This is a genomic window from Jejudonia soesokkakensis (genome assembly GCF_042664795.1).
Lineage (GTDB): Bacteria > Bacteroidota > Bacteroidia > Flavobacteriales > Flavobacteriaceae > Jejudonia > Jejudonia soesokkakensis.
The window spans coordinates 212,684-231,983 of the sequence record NZ_JBHTBN010000002.1 but is presented as its reverse complement, the minus strand read 5'-3'; the positions used below and the strand labels follow the sequence as shown (position 1 = coordinate 231,983).

At 36.4% G+C, this 19,300-nt stretch carries 19 protein-coding genes; 7 read left to right on the top strand and 12 right to left on the bottom strand.

The window, feature by feature from the left end; genetic code table 11:
- Positions 1 to 6 precede the first annotated feature (6 nt).
- The 4 genes from ACFQO1_RS05680 to ACFQO1_RS05665 all read right to left on the bottom strand — a co-directional run bounded on the left by ACFQO1_RS05680 (position 7) and on the right by ACFQO1_RS05665 (position 3,505).
- Positions 7 to 720 carry a YiaD family glycine zipper/OmpA-like lipoprotein gene (locus ACFQO1_RS05680; RefSeq protein ID WP_380217014.1) on the bottom strand — a complete coding sequence of 238 codons (714 nt, stop codon included), beginning with the start codon at positions 718 to 720 and terminating at the stop codon, positions 7 to 9.
- Positions 720 to 1,199: a lipocalin family protein gene (locus tag ACFQO1_RS05675; RefSeq protein ID WP_380217013.1), complete on the bottom strand. Its 480-nt coding sequence runs from the start codon at positions 1,197 to 1,199 to the stop codon at positions 720 to 722. Before ACFQO1_RS05675 ends, ACFQO1_RS05680 begins: the two co-directional genes overlap by 1 nt.
- A 39-nt stretch (positions 1,200 to 1,238) precedes the next feature.
- On the bottom strand, positions 1,239 to 1,400 hold the full coding sequence (locus ACFQO1_RS05670) for a DUF1328 family protein (protein ID WP_116693629.1): 162 nt from the start codon (positions 1,398 to 1,400) through the stop codon (positions 1,239 to 1,241).
- 98 nt (positions 1,401 to 1,498) lie between these two features.
- Positions 1,499 to 3,505 carry an alpha-ketoacid dehydrogenase subunit alpha/beta gene (locus ACFQO1_RS05665; RefSeq protein ID WP_380217012.1) on the bottom strand — a complete coding sequence of 669 codons (2,007 nt, stop codon included), beginning with the start codon at positions 3,503 to 3,505 and terminating at the stop codon, positions 1,499 to 1,501.
- 122 nt (positions 3,506 to 3,627) lie between these two features.
- On the opposite strand from ACFQO1_RS05665, the gene ACFQO1_RS05660 reads away from it, so the two are divergent.
- Genes ACFQO1_RS05660 through ACFQO1_RS05640 form a run of 5 tightly spaced genes read left to right on the top strand, consistent with a single transcriptional unit; the run spans position 3,628 to position 7,569 of the window.
- On the top strand, positions 3,628 to 4,578 hold the full coding sequence (locus tag ACFQO1_RS05660; RefSeq protein WP_380217011.1) for an isopenicillin N synthase family dioxygenase: 951 nt from the start codon (positions 3,628 to 3,630) through the stop codon (positions 4,576 to 4,578).
- Positions 4,579 to 4,622: 44 nt separating this feature from the next.
- Complete coding sequence (locus tag ACFQO1_RS05655; protein WP_380217010.1) at positions 4,623 to 4,949, top strand: translation initiation factor; 327 nt, start codon at positions 4,623 to 4,625, stop codon at positions 4,947 to 4,949.
- A 42-nt stretch (positions 4,950 to 4,991) separates the two neighbouring features.
- Positions 4,992 to 5,873 (top strand): nucleoside phosphorylase, encoded by an 882-nt coding sequence (locus ACFQO1_RS05650; RefSeq protein WP_380217009.1) that lies wholly within the window; start codon positions 4,992 to 4,994, stop codon positions 5,871 to 5,873.
- Positions 5,870 to 6,721, top strand: coding sequence for a hypothetical protein (locus ACFQO1_RS05645; protein WP_380217008.1), 852 nt, complete (start codon positions 5,870 to 5,872; stop codon positions 6,719 to 6,721). Before ACFQO1_RS05650 ends, ACFQO1_RS05645 begins: the two co-directional genes overlap by 4 nt.
- A complete protein-coding gene (locus ACFQO1_RS05640; protein ID WP_380217007.1) occupies positions 6,718 to 7,569 on the top strand; it encodes a substrate-binding domain-containing protein in 852 nt (283 codons plus the stop codon). The genes ACFQO1_RS05645 and ACFQO1_RS05640 overlap by 4 nt, the downstream gene beginning before the upstream one ends.
- A 303-nt stretch (positions 7,570 to 7,872) precedes the next feature.
- Here ACFQO1_RS05640 and ung read toward each other — a convergent pair whose 3' ends face one another.
- Complete coding sequence (ung, locus tag ACFQO1_RS05635; RefSeq protein ID WP_380217006.1) at positions 7,873 to 8,538, bottom strand: uracil-DNA glycosylase; 666 nt, start codon at positions 8,536 to 8,538, stop codon at positions 7,873 to 7,875.
- A 52-nt stretch (positions 8,539 to 8,590) separates the two neighbouring features.
- On the opposite strand from ung, the gene ACFQO1_RS05630 reads away from it, so the two are divergent.
- Both ACFQO1_RS05630 and ACFQO1_RS05625 read left to right on the top strand, forming a co-directional pair.
- Positions 8,591 to 10,750 carry an endonuclease MutS2 gene (locus ACFQO1_RS05630; RefSeq protein WP_380217005.1) on the top strand — a complete coding sequence of 720 codons (2,160 nt, stop codon included), beginning with the start codon at positions 8,591 to 8,593 and terminating at the stop codon, positions 10,748 to 10,750.
- A 25-nt stretch (positions 10,751 to 10,775) separates the two neighbouring features.
- Positions 10,776 to 11,177 carry a thiol-disulfide oxidoreductase DCC family protein gene (locus ACFQO1_RS05625; RefSeq protein ID WP_380217004.1) on the top strand — a complete coding sequence of 134 codons (402 nt, stop codon included), beginning with the start codon at positions 10,776 to 10,778 and terminating at the stop codon, positions 11,175 to 11,177.
- Here the strand turns inward: ACFQO1_RS05625 and ACFQO1_RS05620 are convergent, their stop codons facing one another.
- From ACFQO1_RS05620 to aroC, 7 genes are all read right to left on the bottom strand, one after another.
- Complete coding sequence (locus ACFQO1_RS05620; protein ID WP_380217003.1) at positions 11,178 to 12,341, bottom strand: flavohemoglobin expression-modulating QEGLA motif protein; 1,164 nt, start codon at positions 12,339 to 12,341, stop codon at positions 11,178 to 11,180.
- Between the two features lie 38 nt (positions 12,342 to 12,379).
- On the bottom strand, positions 12,380 to 13,210 hold the full coding sequence (locus tag ACFQO1_RS05615) for an N-formylglutamate amidohydrolase (protein ID WP_380217002.1): 831 nt from the start codon (positions 13,208 to 13,210) through the stop codon (positions 12,380 to 12,382).
- Positions 13,211 to 13,266: 56 nt separating this feature from the next.
- A complete protein-coding gene (gene gshB, locus ACFQO1_RS05610) occupies positions 13,267 to 14,295 on the bottom strand; it encodes a glutathione synthase (RefSeq protein WP_380217001.1) in 1,029 nt (342 codons plus the stop codon).
- A gap of 118 nt (positions 14,296 to 14,413) precedes the next feature.
- A complete protein-coding gene (locus ACFQO1_RS05605; protein WP_380217000.1) occupies positions 14,414 to 15,373 on the bottom strand; it encodes a hypothetical protein in 960 nt (319 codons plus the stop codon).
- A 2-nt stretch (positions 15,374 to 15,375) separates the two neighbouring features.
- The gene (locus ACFQO1_RS05600) at positions 15,376 to 16,482 is read right to left on the bottom strand and encodes a hypothetical protein (RefSeq protein ID WP_380216999.1); all 1,107 of its coding nucleotides are present in this window, start codon (positions 16,480 to 16,482) and stop codon (positions 15,376 to 15,378) included.
- A gap of 218 nt (positions 16,483 to 16,700) precedes the next feature.
- On the bottom strand, positions 16,701 to 18,149 hold the full coding sequence (locus tag ACFQO1_RS05595) for a dicarboxylate/amino acid:cation symporter (protein ID WP_380216998.1): 1,449 nt from the start codon (positions 18,147 to 18,149) through the stop codon (positions 16,701 to 16,703).
- 44 nt (positions 18,150 to 18,193) lie between these two features.
- On the bottom strand, positions 18,194 to 19,267 hold the full coding sequence (gene aroC / locus ACFQO1_RS05590; protein WP_380216997.1) for a chorismate synthase: 1,074 nt from the start codon (positions 19,265 to 19,267) through the stop codon (positions 18,194 to 18,196).
- Between the last annotated feature and the right edge of the window lie 33 nt (positions 19,268 to 19,300).

The window sequence follows — 19,300 nt, the reverse complement described above, 5'->3', positions numbered from 1 at the left end:
TCTAAATTATTGACCTCCGTTTGCTTCTTTTTCAGCATCAGATATCATTTTTTCATTTGGAACGATTACCACATTCACACGTCTATTTTGCGCTCTACCTTCGGCAGTTGAATTATCTCCTACAGGAGCAGATTCTCCGTACCAGTTGGTCGTAAAACGACCACTATTTAACCCTTTTGTTGTTGTAAAATAGGTAGTTACAGATTGAGCTCTACGTTGTGACAATAACATATTCGATTCGTCTGAACCAACACTGTCGGTATGTCCTACTACTAGCACATTGGTGTCTGGATATTCGCGTAGTACACCTGTGAGTTTATCTAATGTAGCCATAGAAGCTGCATTAAGGTTATATTTTGCAGTGTCAAAATACACACCACTATTTTCATCAAATGTAACTACAATTCCGTCATCCACACGTTCTACCTGAGCTCCTGGAATTTCAGTTTCAATTTTTTGAGCTTGCTTGTCCATTTTGTTACCAATAAGGACTCCAGCAGTACCACCTACGACACCACCAATTACAGCTCCAAGTTCTCCATTTCCACCTTTACCAACATTATTACCAATTACAGCACCAAGAATGGCACCACTGGCAGCACCTATTACGGCACCTTTTTGTTTATTATTGGCGTTACGTGTGGCTTCACAACTTGTGAAACTAATGGCTAATACTGCAGCAAAAGCTACTATCGATATTTGTTTTATTATATTTTTCATTATTCAGTTAATTTAGAAAAGTTCATTTTAATTTTGAAAGGTTTTCCTTCAAGAGTTACGGTCTGTTCCCATTGCATTGAATTTTCATTCAGTTGAGATAGACGCATTCTAAAGCCTAATTTTTCTTCAGATTTACCTTTAGAATCGGTAGGCTTTAATAAAAAGTCATAAAGACCAGTTGTCTGATTTATTTCTTGAATTGCAAAAATAAAGTACCGATCTCCTGTTGGACAATCACTATTGTTCACAGTATAAACTCCCGTATTGTTATTAGGAATAAATCTCCATGTTGTACCTTCAAAGCATTCTTTACTAGTATCATCTAATAGCTTTACGTTAAATGTACCTGATTGGTTATAAGTGATGTTGTCTAACATCCAATTTCCCTTGATTACCTTTCGCGATTCCTGTACAGTCTTAGGTGTTCCGCACGCAAAAGCGAGTGCAGCCACCACTGTTAATAGAAGTATTTTCTTCATGTTGTTTACGTTTTTAAAAAAAGTTAGGTTTATTATAAATTATCTTCTGAAAAGTCTTGAAAGTAATGAGAGTACTAATAAGACTAAAAAGATCCAAAAAATAATCATTGCGATATCAGTTGCACCTTCTGCGATGCCCCCAAATCCAAAAATTGCTGCAATGATTGCAATTACTAAAAAAATAATGATCCAGCGTACCATGTTGTGAGTTTTTATTGGTTAATAATGATACTAAGGTACAGTAGCACATTCCTAAAACAAGTGTCTTTGTCTAAAATTTAACCAAAAGTGTTAAAGAATTAATAAGCTAATAAATTGTTAAGCGCATCTTTAAATCGCTGGCGTGGAAGGTACTGAGTCTCTAAATTAGCAGCAAAAGGTATAGGCGTTTCTAAACTCGCCACCCTCTTGATAGGGGCATCTAGCGCTTCAAAACAGTTTTCAGATATTAAAGCAGAAATATCACTTGCCATTCCTCCAAACATTGAATCTTCCTGAAGAATAATCACTTTACCCGTTTTTTTAACTGAAGTAAAAATAGCTTCAGTATCCAAAGGTGAAAGTGTTCTTAAATCCAAAAGATCGGCACTTATCGATGGTGATTCTTCCAATGTTTCTAAAGCCCAGTGCACACCAGCACCATACGTAACAATAGATATGTCATTACCTTCTTTAAGGAGAGCTGCCTTTCCTATAGGGATTGTGAAATATCCAGTTGGTACTTCTTGTCGAATACTTCTATATAAAGCTTTGTGTTCAAAATATAAAACAGGATTTGGATCTTCGATAGCTGAAGCAATCAACCCTTTGGCATCATAAGGAAATGCTGGATAGACAACTTTTAAACCAGGGGTATGTGTAAACCAGGCTTCATTGGTTTGGCTATGAAACGGTCCCGCTCCTACTCCAGCACCACAAGGCATTCGAATAACGACATCGGCTTTTTGGTTCCAGCGATAGTGAGACTTTGCCAAATAATTAATTATAGGATTAAATCCAGAAGTAACAAAATCTGCAAACTGCATTTCTACGATCGCTTTGAATCCGTTAATAGATAGTCCCATAGCTGCTGAAATAATTGCTGATTCACAGATAGGTGTATTTCGCACACGATCTTTACCAAATGCCTCTAAAAATCCTTCCGTTATTTTAAAAACACCTCCGTACTCTGCGATATCCTGACCCATAATCACTGTCGAATCATGACGTTGCATCGACTGTTTCAGTCCTTGTGAAATAGCATCAATAAGGCGCAATTCTTCAGTATCTGAATTAGGCCTAACTCCTTGATATGTATTTATTTGATACACATCATGTAATTCATCACTTTCAGTTGAAGAAATAGCTGGCTCATTGAAGGCTAGATCTAAGTTTTCACTAATCTCTTGAGAAATTTCATTTTTAAAAAGTTCGATTTCAGTTTCAGAAATAATATTTTCAGAAAGTAAATAATTTTCAAAATTAATGAGTGGATCCCGCATTCCCCATTCGTCCATTAATGCGTCTGGAACATATTTAGTGCCACTTGCCTCCTCATGTCCACGCATTCTAAAGGTCTTAAACTCCAGTAATACTGGTCTGGGATTCTTTCGCATGTCCGCAACAATAGCTCCTACTTTAGTATAGACTTCAAGTATATTATTGCCTTCGATTATATGACTTTCCATTCCGTAGCCTATACCACGATCTGCTAAATTCTCACAATTATATTGTTCGCTGGTAGGTGTTGAAAGTCCGTAGCCATTATTTTCAATACAAAATAATACGGGTAAGTTCCAAACTGATGCAACGTTTAGAGACTCATGTATATCACCTTCACTAGTGCCTCCTTCTCCAGTAAAAACAGCACATACCTGATTATTCTTTTTGAGCAAATTTCCAAGTGCAATTCCATCTGCTACACCAAATTGTGGTCCCAGATGTGAAATCATTCCAACGATATTGAATTCCTGAGTTCCAAAATGAAAACTGCGATCTCTTCCTTTTGTAAAACCGTTTGCCTTGCCCTGCCACTGAGAGAAAAGTCGGTACAGCGGAATGTCACGGCCTGTAAAAACTCCAAGGTTTCGGTGCATAGGAAGAATGTACTCCTCTTTGTGTAATACTGAAGTAATACCAACAGAAATCGCTTCCTGGCCAATACCACTAAACCACTTTGAAACCTTGCCTTGTCGTAAAAGAATGAGCATTTTCTCTTCTATTAGTCGAGGTTTTAGCATCCCTTTATATAAAGAGATCAATGTGTTATCATCGATATTCTTTCGGTTGTAGTCAAAAAATATTTTCGGCTCAGTTTTAGAACTCATGGTTTCGGTTTTGCGAAATCAAATGTAGAAAAAATAGGTTGTACCAAAGTTATTTATTGTAAATTTTTCAGTTTCTGAATACCGCATTATTTGGTATCTTTGCATGGTTAATTTATACGATTATGAACAATATACCAAGTGTAGATCTTGCAGATTTTCTAAGTGATGATCCTAGCAGAAAGCAGAAATTCGTAAATGAAATAGGAAAAGCCTACGAAGAAATAGGTTTTGTTTCTCTTAAAAATCATTTTTTAAGTGATGAACTTGTCGAAGAACTTTATAAAGAAATTAAAGCATTTTTTGCGTTGCCTGAAGAAACTAAAAAAGGATATGAAATTCCGGGACTTGGTGGGCAAAGAGGCTATGTATCATTTGGGAAAGAGCATGCTAAAGGTAAAAAAGAAGGTGACTTAAAAGAATTCTGGCATTTTGGTCAGGAACCTTCTGAAGATGCTAATCTTATTGACGAATATCCTGATAATGTGATTGTAGATGAACTTCCCGATTTCAATAAAACTGGGATGGAAGCCTATCGAATGCTTGAAAAGACGGGTATCTATGTACTTAGAGCTTTAGCATTATATATTGGTATCGATGAACATTATTTTGACCATTGGGCCACCAACGGGAATAGTATTCTAAGACCTATCCACTACCCTCCAATTACCACAGAACCTAAAGGTGCTGTTCGGGCGGGCGCACATGGAGATATCAATCTTATTACTCTATTAATGGGAGCATCGTCTGGCGGACTTCAAGTGTTGAGAACCGATGGTGAATGGATTGATGCTATTCCTAATGACGATGAACTTGTCATCAATGTTGGCGACATGTTAGAACGTCATACCAATAATAAACTGCGTTCAACCATACACCGAGTGGTTAATCCACCTAAAGAAGAATGGGGAAAACCAAGGTATTCAATACCCTTCTTTATGCACCCTCGTAGTGATATGAAATTGAACTGCCTAGAAGAATGTATTGATCCAGAACACGGAAAAGCCTATGAAGATATTACTGCTGGAGAATTTTTACACCAGCGATTGGTAGAAATAGGACTTATTAAAAAATAATTCAGAATTCTATCTAAAATCTAAGCCACTTTTGCGGACATAGTATGGATTTACAGGACCAGTTACAAAATTTATTTCCAGATCATAAGCCTTCAGAAGCTAAAGAAGTTTCAGAAGAATTAAACCTCTGGCTACAGGACGATCCACTTATTTGTAAATACGAAAAACGAAAAGGCAAGCCTATCACCATAATTGAAGGGTATACTGGAGCCAATAGTGATTTTAAGCAATTAGCAAAAGAAATTAAACAACTTCTTGGTGTTGGCGGTAGTTTTAAGAACGAACAGATCATCATTCAAGGAGATTATCGTGATAGAATTATGGAATTTCTCCAAGATAAAGGATTTAAAACCAAGCGTGTTGGCGGATAACTATAGCTCTCAGTATTCACTAACCAAAAGCAGCAACTCATTTTGAAAAATCAATCCCTCGCATCTAGCGAACTTATTTTGAACGAAGACGGTAGTATTTATCATCTCAATTTAAAGCCAGAGGATATTGCTACAACGATCATTACTGTAGGAGATCCAGATCGTGTAGTTGATGTATCACAACATTTTGACTCTATTGAAGTAGCTATTCATAAACGAGAATTTAAAACCCATACAGGCACTTATAAAGGAAAGCGTCTTACCGTAATTTCCACAGGAATTGGAACCGATAATATCGATATCGTTTTTAACGAATTGGATGCCTTAGTGAATATTGATTTTGAGAAAAGGATCATTAAAGAAAAACATACACAACTTTCATTCGTTCGAATAGGTACTTCTGGATCCATACAACATAATATTCCAGTAGATAGTTTTCTTATTTCTGAAAGCGCAATAGGTTTTGATAATTTGCTACATTTCTACGGAAACACAGACTTCCTTGACAATCAATTTTCAGAAGCACTTGTAAAACACACAAATTGGAACTCTAACAAATCTAAACCCTATGTTGTTTCAGGAGATGCTAATTTGATCCAAACTTTTTCAACTGAAGGTTTTAGTAAAGGCACAACCGCTACTAATGTTGGTTTTTATGGACCGCAGGGGCGCGTATTACGACTTAAAACGGAAGATGCCAATCTTAATGCCAAACTAGAAAATTTTGAATATAAAGGAGTTAAAATAACGAATCTTGAGATGGAAACTTCAGGAATTTATGGCATGGCAGCCTTATTAGGTCACAGAGCCATTTCATTAAATGCTATCCTAGCTAACAGAGCCAATGGTACATTTAGTAAAAATCCTAGAGCGATTGTAAATAAACTAATACTTAAAACTCTTGATACGTTGGTTAAAAAATGAAGTTTGAAGCGAAATACATATTCAACCATTTCTTTATAATTGGCTTGATGCTTTTATTTTTTAATGACCATTTTTTAAAAGAAACCTACGGAAACTGGTTTACAGGAAAACTTAGTGATGTTGCTGGTGTCTTTATTCTGCCGTTTTTTCTGAGTTATTTCTTTCCGAAGTATATAAAACAAAATATCCTTTTTACTGTCTTGTTTTTTGTTTTCTGGAAACTCCCAATTTCTGATGGATGTATTGATCTTTACAATCAGTTTGCACCCATAGGCATTACAAGGGTGGTCGATTATACAGATTTGTTTGTAATAGCGGTTCTCCCCTTTTCATATATAGTGTTATATTGGATCAAGAATAAAAATTCTTCTATAGAAATATTTCAAAAAATACCTCAATTTACTTTAATAATAATCGCAACTGTGGTGTTTATGGCGACCTCTCCACCTAAAAGTCACTATTTTACTGAATCGTCAGGGAATTTGCGTTTCAATACGAGTTTAAAAATTTCAGAAGATGAGCAAATAATACTTAAAAAGCTAAAGAATGAATCAATTTTGGTTAGAAAAGACTCACTTTTGATCAAGGAACTCCATCATTTTTCAGCTGCAGAATATTCAGAAAAGAAACATGAGTATCGGTATTATATAGTAGATGAGCTCACGTTGGATAATGAAGTTATAGAAGACGTACAATTTTCGTTCTATACTTCAGAAAAAGAAAAAACAAAATTGTATCTTAATGCAATGAATGTAACTGAAAATCTTATGGACAGTCTAGGCTATTCAGCACTTCAGAAACGATATCAAAATAAAATCAAGCAACGTTTTAAAACAGCCATAGATTGAAAAAGTATAAGATAGGTGGTGTTCCAGAGCATTTTAATCTGCCCTGGTATTTGACACTAAAAAATAAAGAATACCATTCGCATGATATTAATCTACGCTGGTCAGACTATCATGGCGGAACTGGACAAATGTGTAAAGCGTTGCGGGAGGGTGAAATTGACATGGCTGTTATCTTAACCGAAGGGATCATTCGTGATATTGTCAATGGAAATCCCTGCAAGATTGTACAGGTATTTGTAAATACCCCTTTAATTTGGGGAATTCATGTTGCCGAGAATTCATCGTATACAACATTAGACGATCTTAAAGGAACCCAGGCTGCAATTAGCAGGTTTGGTTCTGGATCTCACTTAATGGCGTATGTCAATGCTGAAAATCAAGGCTGGGATACCGATAAAGACCTTGATTTTACGGTTATAAAAAATTTACAAGGAGCCCTAGAAAATTTACCTGAAGGAAACGGAGATTACTTTATGTGGGAAAAATTTATGACCAAGCCCCATGTAGACAATGGTACCTTTCGTCTCATAGACGAATGCCCTACTCCTTGGCCTTGCTTTGTCATTGCGGTACGAAATGAGATATTAGAAAAAGATCCAGAAAGTATTAAGACTATATTACGTATTATCAACAATACCACCATTGATTTTAAGAACATTCCAATGATTGATAAAATGATTGCCAATCGATACCAATTAGAACTAGAAGATGTACAGCAATGGTTGTCATTAACCGAGTGGAGTCAGAAAAATCTAACAGAAAAACAGGTTGACTATATCCAAGAAAAGTTAGTACAATTAGATTTGATTGAAAAAAAGGTTGATTCACAGGATATTATCTGGAAATAGTAAAGTTAATTTCCAAGGGTATAAAAAATGTAACAATTTTATAGCGACTTTACGCAACCCTCTCCTAATCCATGCATCTTACTACTGTAAAAAGTAAGATTATGATCACATTTTTATTCATTTTAGGAGGCTTACTGGTTACTAACTTTCTAATTCTACAGTTTAGTTGTAACGATGCCGATACTGAATTACCTGAAGACGAATAGTTTAATATAACTATCCTCAGTAGGATCAAAAAAACCATTTATAAATGGTTCTATAAATATCATAGGCAAATTGCCTTTTTTTATTTCTAATATTTAGCTACCAATCAATCGGTGCTTTTCCCATTGCTGTAAGCAGTTCATTTGTTTTACTAAAATGTTTATTATTAAACCAATACCCTCTATTGGCACTTAACGGAGAAGGATGTCCACTTTCAAGCACATGGTGCTTTGATGTATCTATTTTGGCTCCTTTTTTTTTCGCATAACCGCCCCATAGTAAAAAAACTATTCCTGCTCTCTTTTCGGAAAGCTTTGAAATTACAGCATCTGTAAATTGCTCCCATCCTTTTCTTTGATGACTTCCAGCTTGATGCGCTCTTACCGTAAGTGTAGCATTAAGTAATAAAACGCCCTGTGCTGCCCAGCGATCGAGATTTCCGCTCTTCGGGATATCCCGATTAATATCAGATTCAATTTCTCTAAAAATATTCTGAAGCGAAGGAGGAAACGGTACACCATCTTTTACCGAAAAACACAATCCGTTGGCTTGACCTGGCCCGTGATACGGATCCTGTCCTAATAATACGACTTTTACTTTATCAAATGGCGTATGGTCAAAAGCCGAAAAGATCTCGCTTCCAGGAGGGTAGCATCTGTGTGAAATATATTCATTCTTTACAAATTGAATGAGATTTGTAAAGTACTCTTTATGAAATTCAGATTGCAATTCATCCTTCCAACTTGCTTCAATTTTTACATCCATAATTCGTATTTTTGTATAAAAATAACAATTCCTGTTCCGACAAGAATTTATAATGACAAAGATTCACTCAAAGACCTTAGAAGATTTAGAATTTCACATTGTTTTACAGCAAGTGGCAGACTATTGCAGTACCGAACCAGGTAAGGAAAATGTATTGTCGATTGTTCCTTATACAAAAAAATTGAAGGTTGAAAAGGAGTTATTGCGACTTAAAGAATTTAAAGTATCACTTAATGGTGATAATCGAATTCCTAACCACGGATTTGAACCTATCTTCAAGGAATTACATTTACTGGAGATTGAAAACAGTACCCTCGAAGTTTCAGGCTTTAGACGAATCTTAAGCATTTCTGAAACCACTCGAAATCTACGAAGTTTCTTTAAAAAATTTGAGGAGTTTTACATTGAACTCAATTCATTTTCAGAAAAAGTTCAATTCACTGCATTGATTGCTGAAGAAATTCAGAAAGTACTCGACAAATATGGAGAGGTAAGAGATGATGCATCTTCGGAGCTTTCAGCCATACGAAGAAGATTGGTTAGCGTAAAGTCACAAATCAATTCCTCTTTCAGCAAAGCATTAAGCAGGTATTCTCAAGCTGACTATCTTGATGATATACGGGAGACCGTTGTCGATAATCGACGTGTACTTGCTGTTAAATCCATGTATCGAAAGAAAATCAATGGTACTGTTTTAGGAAGTAGTAAGACGGGAAGCATCGTCTATATGGAACCACAGGAAACCCTTGAATTTGCTAACGAATTAAGCAACCTTATTCACGAAGAACGCGAAGAGATTAAAAGAATTCTCAAAGCTCTAACCGAATACATCAGACCTTATCAATCAATTTTAAAAGGATTTCAAAAATATTTAATCAAGATTGATACCTTATATGCAAAGGCCAAATATGCTTTAAGCATTAACGGAATTTTACCATTACTTGCAAAAGAGAAGCGCACCTATTTAAAGGATGCCTATCACCCTATTTTGCTAGCCGCAAATAACAAACGAAAAGAAAAGACCTTTCCACAGACGATAGAATTAGCACCAGAAAAACGAATTATAGTAATTTCTGGGCCAAATGCCGGCGGAAAGAGTATCACACTTAAAACAGTAGGCCTGCTTCAGGTTATGTTGCAAAGTGGTTTGCTGGTACCTTGTGACCCTCAAAGTGAATTTTGTTTTTTTGAACGGATTCTTACCGACATAGGTGACAATCAGTCGATTGAAAATCATTTAAGTACGTATAGCTACCGACTAAAAAAGATGAATCAATTTCTTCGGAAATGCAACAGTGATACATTGTTCCTGATCGATGAATTTGGTACAGGAAGTGATCCTGAATTGGGAGGTGCCTTAGCTGAAACCTTTCTCGAAGTATTTTATGAACGTGAAGCCTTTGGTATCATCACTACTCATTATACCAATCTAAAATTACTAGCCACCGAATTGCCCCATGCTGTAAACGCCAATATGCAGTTTGATGCGCGAAATCTGGCACCACTGTATCAATTACAGCTAGGGGAAGCCGGTAGCTCATTTACCTTTGAGGTCGCGCAAAAGAATGGGATTCCTTATAGCCTAATCAACAAATCAAAGAAAAAAATTGAACGCGGAAAGGTTCGGTTTGATAAGACGATTGCGAATCTTCAGAAAGAGCGAAGTAAGTTGCGAAAGACTTCAGAAAGCATGAAAACTTCGGCACAAAAAGCAGCAGAAGAAAGCAAGCAATTGGAGGAAATTAACAGCAGAGTTCAGGAAAAACTAGAGAGCTATCAGGAATTATATGATGCAAATCAGAAATTGATTAGTTTAGGTCGTAAATTTGATGTGCTTTCAGAAAAATACTTTAACAACAAGCAGAAAAAGCCACTCATGGAAGAACTTTTCAAGCTTGTGATGACCGAAAACAGCAAACGAAAAAAGATCGCTCCTAAAGAAAAAAAAGCAGTAAAAAAGAAAAAACACGAAGTTAAACAGGAGGTAGAACAGAAAGTGGCTGTTATTCGTAAAAAGAAACGTAAAGAAAAAGCGGAAGCCAAAAAAGTACCACCACCAAAACCAAAAGTAGCATTAAAAGTAGGTGATAGAGTACGAATGATTGATGGTAGAGCTATTGGAACTATTGATACCATCGAGAAACAAAAAGCAAAAGTCAATTACGGTATGTTTACGGCAGATGTGAGTCTAATTGAGTTAGAAAAGGTGTGAGTTTAGGCAGCAATATTCAGTAAGAATGGAAAAAAATCACAAAATAGTGCTCTTTGATGGGGTTTGCAATCTCTGCAATACCTCTGTTACCTTTTTAATAAAGCGTGATAAGAACGATGTTTTTCGATTTGCAGCATTACAGGAGGAACCTGGTGTCTCGCTATTACAAAAATACCATATAGATCCTAAAGAAACCGATTCTATCATCCTAATAGACAACGGGAAAGCCTATGTCAAATCGAGCGCAGCTTTGAGAGCTGCCAAATACATGAGTGGCTTCTACCCTATTTTATACGGATTCATGATTGTACCTAAATTTATTCGAAATGCAGTGTATGACTATATAGCCAAAAATCGCTACAAATGGTATGGTAAGAAAGAAAGTTGTATGATCCCCACGCCTGAATTAAAGCAAAAGTTTTTATAATTATTTTAAATTCTGAAGAATAAAGTCAAGTTTGGTATTCTTGTTTTCACTTTTTTTGAACGCGTAATTTGCATACCTATTTGGCTGTGCCAGTCCTTCTTCAATCCACTTAGGAACAATATGTGAATTTTCTATCGCAACTTTACCTGCCATTAGAGGGTTTAGATCTTTTTTCGCTCTAAATAAATCATATACCTTTTTTAAGCCTGTGAGGTACATATAATCTTTTGTGAATCCGCCACCTCTATGCGCTCTCAAGCTAATTGTGTACGATTCTTCTCTGTTTAATTTGTATTGATTATGTAATAAATCGAAGGTGTCACAAAAACTAAACCCTTTTCGTAAACTATCGGCAGCCATCACGCGATACGATAGTTCCTTTAAGCGATACAAGGTTAGACAACCGCTCATATATTCTGAAAAAACAGCAAGGCCTTCCTGTGTTTCAACATTGTTTGGAAATCCGTTATGGAAGATTTTTAACGACTGATTGAGACCATTAAAGGTAGTGACTAAATGAACCCCAATTTCATGATTGGCGAGTACTTTTAACTGGTTCGCACTATACCGGTGGTTTTTCTTTAATAATAGAGTCTGCGTATTGTTTTGTACCATCGCAGCCGCAGAGATTTTGTTCGAGTATTTAATATTAAAACTAAAGTCGTATTTTTTTACAAATTCCATAAAAAAATCCGCAGCTTCTTCCGCAGAAAAGATCGGAAACATCTCAGAGTCATATTCTTCGTCTTCAAAATGTAATATAAATTGTGCATTTTCTACATCTTTATCGGTTGGCGTTCCAAATGATTTCAAGGCATTAAAGTAGAATTTTTTTCCCTGACCTATCGTTTCAATACATTGGATGAGTCCAGAATAATCGTAAATTACATCCCTGTAAAAAGCTCGGGAGGTATCGTCTTTTATAGAATCTATATTTTGTGAAAATAAAGCTTGCTGAAGCTCATGAGCATTAAAATCAATTTTTCGATATTTAAAATTTGGATTGATATTATATTTTGATGAAAAGAAATTCTTCTTCTCACTTTCAATATTTATAGGATTGACATAATTTAATAACTCGATGCGTTGTACGAGTTTATTAAGCGTATGATCTATCTTAAAGAGGTTGGGGTGTGTTTCAATGATTGCTTCTGGAGTAGCCATGGTGCAAATTTACAATTTCCTACAAAAAGGATGGGAGTTTAACTGGAATAGGTCTTATAAAAAGCAGTTGCATGCTCTTTTATTTTTTGCTGAAGCTGTTGTTCAATGGCTGAAACAACTTCTGGAAAGATAAGCTGTCGTAACTCATCACAATAGATTTTTTTAAATTCGGTGGCCAATACTAAAGTGTTCTGAAAGTTTTCAGTAATAAATTTTAAAAAATACCCATTCCCTTGAAATGTATCATTAATACCGGTTGTAGCTTCGATATCATTTGGAAGTTTTAATGCTGAAAGTGATGTACTCCATTCGTTCACAGAATCTCCAAAACGATCAATGTCTATATTTGAAGTTCCCAAATTGATTACGGGCACCTCTCGTTCCCAGCGACGCCAGTTATAACTGTGCATGTCATAGACTACCAAAGCTCCAAATTTTTCTTCGAGTTTAGAGATTAAGGCATGTACCACACTGTAAAATGTTGCATGTTTTGCCATACTTTGCTTGTGGTGTCGTGGACCCAACGGATTTTTCCACAGTTTTTTGCCCCAGGCATCTTCGTAAATTGCATTTTCGGGATCGCGATTGAGGTCGTATTCAAATCGGCTATCACAACCCGCAATGACAATGGGATGTGTTTTTACAAATTCCTTTGTGCAAGGATCTTCTTCAAACCAGCGTTCATACTCAGTATGCAGGCAATTTTCCCATAATTCCTTTCTAAATTGATGTCCGTCATGCACTGCTCCGCATACGTAAGGAACATAGTCATCGATCTTGAGAGTGAATGAATAATCTTCAGCAACCGCTTCGAAGATTTCTTCATTCTTAATTTTCTGTAGTATTTCTGAAACTGCTAATCTTTGCATTATTATTTATTTGGATAGTTTACTATCTCTTTTTTGTTCAAAATGATAACTCACAACTAGGCATCCTTTACATGTTTGCGATGTTTTGTTCTTCTTTCAAATGCATTCACTCGTTCTTGAACTTTATCTTCTACGAAATCAATGATTTTTTCTTGAATACGTGTCTTATATACTTTGTTCATGTAGGTGATTCCACCAGGAGACATTACGTTGACCTCTACCAGCATTCCTCCAATCACATCAATACCGCAGAAATAGAGTCCATCTTTGACTAATTTTGGGCCAATACGGCGGCATAGTTCTTTTTCCTGTTGGGTTAAATTATGTTTTTGCACGGTACCACCAGCACTTACATTGCTTCTGTGGTCTTCTTCGCCAGGAACACGCTTCATAGCGCCTATAGGTTGACCATTTAAAAGTAATATTCTAACATCGCCTTGATCTGCCCCTTCAATATAATCTTGGAGGATGACATAGTTTGAAGTACCATCTTTGTTATCGATATAAAAGTCCAAAAGAGAGTTGATACTTTTCATAGCACTCTTTTCAATTAAGATTACCCCAGAGCCACCATAGCCATTAAGAGGCTTCAGTATCATTTTGTCTGGCCCTTCTTTGATGATATTTTTTAAGTATTCTTTGTTTTTTGTTACATGGGTTCGTGGGATAAAATCATTGTTTTCATCTTCAAAAACTGCTGTATATAGTTTATTATTGGCACGTCGTATTCCGTCGAGATCATTCATGATAAATACTTCGTCCTTTACACTGTCCAAAAAATTTAACATAATCATGTCAAGGGGCGGATTACTACGTAAAACGATGACATCAAAACCTACTAAAGGAAGCATTTCGTCATAAAATTGTGCTTTGTTATGAAATGACTTTAGGTTATTGGATATTTTCTCAGCGCGTTTTAAACATCTTGAAAATGCAAATGCGACACTATCACGTATGGTTAGATTTGCTGGCGTTGTAATAGCGATTCCATGCCCACGTTTGGCAAATTCCTGTATCATGGCAAGCGTTGAATCATTTTCGGGGTCCATTTCATCCCAAGGATACATAATAAAGCAAACATTCATAAAGGTTGGTTTTAGAAAAACAAAAATATAAATTATGCCTTTGAATATAAAGGAATTCTGAAAAGCTTAACTGAATAACAACGGTAGCAAAGCCGTTGCGGGAAAATTGATAGAATATTTAATTACAGGTTACTCTAATATTATCTAAAAACCAGTATTCATTCGAAGCCCAGTTTTGTAATCGTACTCTTACTATAAGACTTGTGCCACTAATTCCTGATGCTGAAAAATTAACGACCCCAACAGGCAAATTATTATTAAAGGTATGATCTGAGTTCCCATAAGTGGTATAATTTGGAATCTCAGTATAACTAGATCCTCCATCTGTAGAATACTCAATATCCAAATAATCTGAAATTGTTTCACCACAACTAAAATCATCGATATGATCTGGACCCCCAGACCCAGACGATTCACCAGCATAATCCATAGGGCCTTCCTCTCTAATATCCATAGAAATTAAAATATCACTATAGCCAGAAATATCAATAGCTTGTGTTTCAAATCTAAAAGTACCATTGGTATCTCTAAACACTAATTCACCATTTTGAACCAAACCATAATCGTCTGCATTGGATAGCGTACCGGGAAGTGCAGGTGTATTACTGCCAAACGCTGTAAAACTCGTTAATGTCCATTTGGATACCCCCGAAGGATAATCGCCATTAGATGAACTAGCTCCAGTAACACCTGTATCCTCTGCATAACTCTCAAAATCTTCTTGGTATAGAACTATAGGATTTGAAGCACAAACAGGCATAGTACCACCCTCGGTACAATAAATATCACGCCATAGTTGCGCAAATGAATCATATACCTGCCAGCATTTTTTTCCAGTTATAGGATCATTTAAAAATAATTGCAATCCATCATCTGCATCACTAGTTGTAGTAACAGGAATATCATCTCTTTGAGCTTCAGTTACCACCGGCATTAGATAACCTCCCATAGTAGTTGTTCCAAAATTTGAAGCTTCCAAGTGAAGTACTGCAGCGCTAGAAGGCGTTTCAGTGTTTATTCCTATTTGGGAAAAACCAACCGAGTTAATCAAGAAAAATATAAATGTAATTTTTTTCATTTCTAAGGAGTAAAAGTTTGTCCTGTATTAACTAATCCCCTAGTTTCAGCAATATCTGCAGCCCAGGTAAAATCTGAATATTGATTTCCACTACCTTGTAATTGCATGGATTGTGAAGCTGTTCCACTTCCCTCACTTACACCAATATCTGTTGATGTCATGCCATTAGCTGGTCCATTAGTTGCATTAAAAACACCTTCATAGCTTAAAAATTGAATTACCGAACCCAAATCATCCACTAATGCTAAGCCATCTGGATCTCCATTCTGAATTCCTGTTTCAAGAAAATTAATCGTCCCAGAACCATTTTGCTGATTAGAAATAGTCCCTGACAAATTGATAGTCGAATATGTTTGTCCATTCGCTCCATTATAGAGTACGATTGTCCATCCAGTTAAATCAGTTCCAGATGGTCCCGCTATCTCTACTCCCTCATTAGCATCACCACCTGCATTGTCATAATGAATTTCATTGATCCAAGGGTTTATAGGTGGAGGTGTTAATGCAACTGGCCCCTGATACGTAGATTGTACCGGAAATCCAGTTAAAGACCCAGTCAATGCCATAGGAGTTACCTCTACTGAGATAAATTTTGTATCATCGGTAGGTAGTAATGTATAGGTGTTTAAAATTCCTGATTGAATTTGAGTTTCATTGGTTCCCGCTGCGTCGTCTGCAGCATACCAAGTATATATATGTGCACCTTCTGCATCACCTTCAGTATCAGAATAGGTGAAACTTGCAGTTAATGTTTGTCCTACTACCAATGTGCCAGTAAAAGTTACATTACTTGCCACCGGTCGTTCATTTATGGGTTGGCAATATACATTTTCCCAAACAGTATCTCCGGCATTATACATCTGTATACAGCGTTCTGTTCCATTAATCAAGTATATTAATAACCCGTCATCTAAAACTCCAACAGGAATTAATGCACGTTGAGCAAGTGTAACTTTAGGGGGCATAAAACCACCAAAGTTTATTCCATCATGAGAGCTGGCAACTTCCAAAACAGCTGCGTTACTTGGAGTAATTGTATTAATTCCAACTTGTCCTTTACTATTGAAACAACAAAGGAAAACAAAGAAAATCATCAAAAATCTTATCATACCTATAGTTTTAAACCATAGGAAAGTAGAGGTCCTTAATAAGAAGGGGGGAAGGCAAAATACTTATTTTCAAGTTAAACCAAAGTTAGAAAATCATTATTATTTAAATGAATTTAAAACTTTTCGATTAACTGAATAGTATCATCGATTAACGAAATCTAATAATACAATCACAAAGCCTTCAGTATATTATACGAAGAAAAACCAATAATAGTTTTTTATTCTGAATCTAAATCAAATGTATCACTTGGATCTTTTGGTCCTTCATAATGTAACATTCCTTCTCCATTTGCAATTATAGATGAAACGGTTGCATCTCCTGTGACATTTACCACAGTTCGCATCATATCTAGAATACGGTCTACAGGGAAAATAATGGCGATCCAAGCCGGATTTAAACCAACAGAGTCTAATACAATTATTAACATGACCAATCCTGCACTAGGTACCGCTGCTGAACCTATAGAAGCTAAGGTCGCTGTTACGACAATAATCAACTGCTGAGTAATAGTTAGGTCTATCATATGCAATTGTGCAAGGAAAACTACGGCAACAGCTTGATATAAACAAGTACCATCCATATTTACCGTAGCACCAATAGGAAGTACAAAACTTGTAATCTTTTTATCTACTCCTAGATTTTCTTCTACGCATTCCATAGTAACTGGTAAGGTTGCAGCACTACTAGATGTTGAGAATGCTAAGGTTTGTGCAGGACTTATCGCCTTAAAAAAACCTGAATATGGAATTTTCTTAACAAACAACTTTAAAATAAGTGGGTACACTATAAATATCATCAAGACAAGACCTAAAGCAACTGTTAATGAATACCAGCTTAGACCTTTAAAGATTTCATAAACTTTTCCAATGTCATCTCCTGCCATTTTACTTACAACACCTGCCAACAAAGCAAATACAAAAAAGGGGGCTGCCTGCATCACCAAATCCACCATTTTAAGAAAGACCTCCATGATACTATCGACAATTTTTGTCACTGGGTCTGATTTCTCATTTGGAATGAATAAAAGGCATATTCCGAAGAAAAGTGCAAAAAAGATTATCTGAAGCATCAAACCGTTATCACTAAGCGACTTAAAAAAGTTCTGCGGAACAATATCCACCAAGGGCTGTAAAGGTCCTGCATCTTTGGTTTCATTTGCAGTCTCCATTTTAGAAGCCACCGAAGCATCCTGTAATTCACTTTTTGAAAGATCTGTAATACGCTGTGCTCGTTCTAAATATTCTGGCTCCTGAAGATAATTGATTCCATCTTTAATTTCATACCCTTGTTCTCCTGCCCAGATTTCGTAACTAATTCTATTATCAATCCTACTATCCTCATCAATCAGTGCTCCCGGTTTAATAAGATTTACCAACGTTAATCCTAATGAAACTGCTAACACAGTAGTAATAAGATACGCTAAGAGTGTCTTCCCTCCCATTCTACCCAGACTTGCAGGATCTCCAATATTTGCTACTCCGCTAATCACTGAAAATAACACCAACGGCACCGCTATCAATTTCAATAAATTGATAAATATGGTCCCAAAAGGAGCAATCCAGTCAATGGTAAATTGACTCCAGCCTAATTTACTAGACACTAATGCCCATAAAACTCCGAGTATAAGACCAATAATAATTTTCCAGTGTAATGCTAATTTCTTCATAGATAGTCCCCGAAAAGTCGGGATGCTTTATTAAATGCTTACAATTATTCAGATGACAATTTAGATATTTTATTTAGTAACCAAAAATCTGCCAACACAAGTGCTGCCATGGCTTCAACAATAGGTACTGCTCTAGGTACAACACACGGATCATGTCTTCCTTTTCCCTGCATTTCGACTTGTTCACCTTCAGAAGTAATTGTTGGTTGCTTTTGCATCAAAGTAGCCACAGGTTTAAACGCAACATTGAAATAAATGTCCTCGCCGTTACTAATTCCTCCTTGGACTCCGCCGCTAAAATTTGTTTGTGTGCTTCCGTCGGGATTAAAGACATCATTATGTTCACTTCCTTTCATCTTCGTACCAGAGAATCCGCTGCCATATTCAAAACCTTTTACAGCATTAATCGATAGCATCGCTTGCCCTAACGCGGCGTGTAATTTATCAAATACTGGCTCCCCCAATCCTATGGGGACATTTTTAATCACACAACTTACCACACCTCCAACAGTGTCTCCCTGTTTACGAATATCCTTAATGTAGTTTTCCATGCTAACTGCCATTTCGGGATCTGGGCATCGAACAGGATTATCCTCGATGGTATCAAATTGTAAAACTTGATGTTTCTTATCCAATTGCAACGGTCCCACACCAGAAACATATGCTGTAATTTTAATTTCTGAAAGCAACTGCTTTGCAATGGCACCCGCCACTACTCTACAGGCTGTTTCTCTAGCTGAAGATCTTCCGCCCCCACGATAGTCGCGATTTCCGTACTTTTTGTCGTATGTAAAATCGGCATGAGAAGGACGATACGTATCTTTTATATGGGAGTAATCGTTGGACTTTTGATTGGTATTTTCAATTACAAAACCTATAGGTGTTCCTGTAGTGGTTCCTTCAAAAATACCTGAAAGAAATTTTACCGAGTCTGGCTCTTTTCGTTGTGTAACAATAGCAGATTGACCAGGTTTACGTCGCTGCATTTCGGCTTCAATGGCATCAAAATCTAAAGCAAGACCCGCAGGGCATCCATCTATAATGCCACCAATGGCTTCTCCGTGAGATTCTCCAAATGTGGTTATTGTAAAAATTTTTCCGAAGCTATTTCCCGCCATTGTTTGCTTTTCAACAAATGTAAATTTTAATCC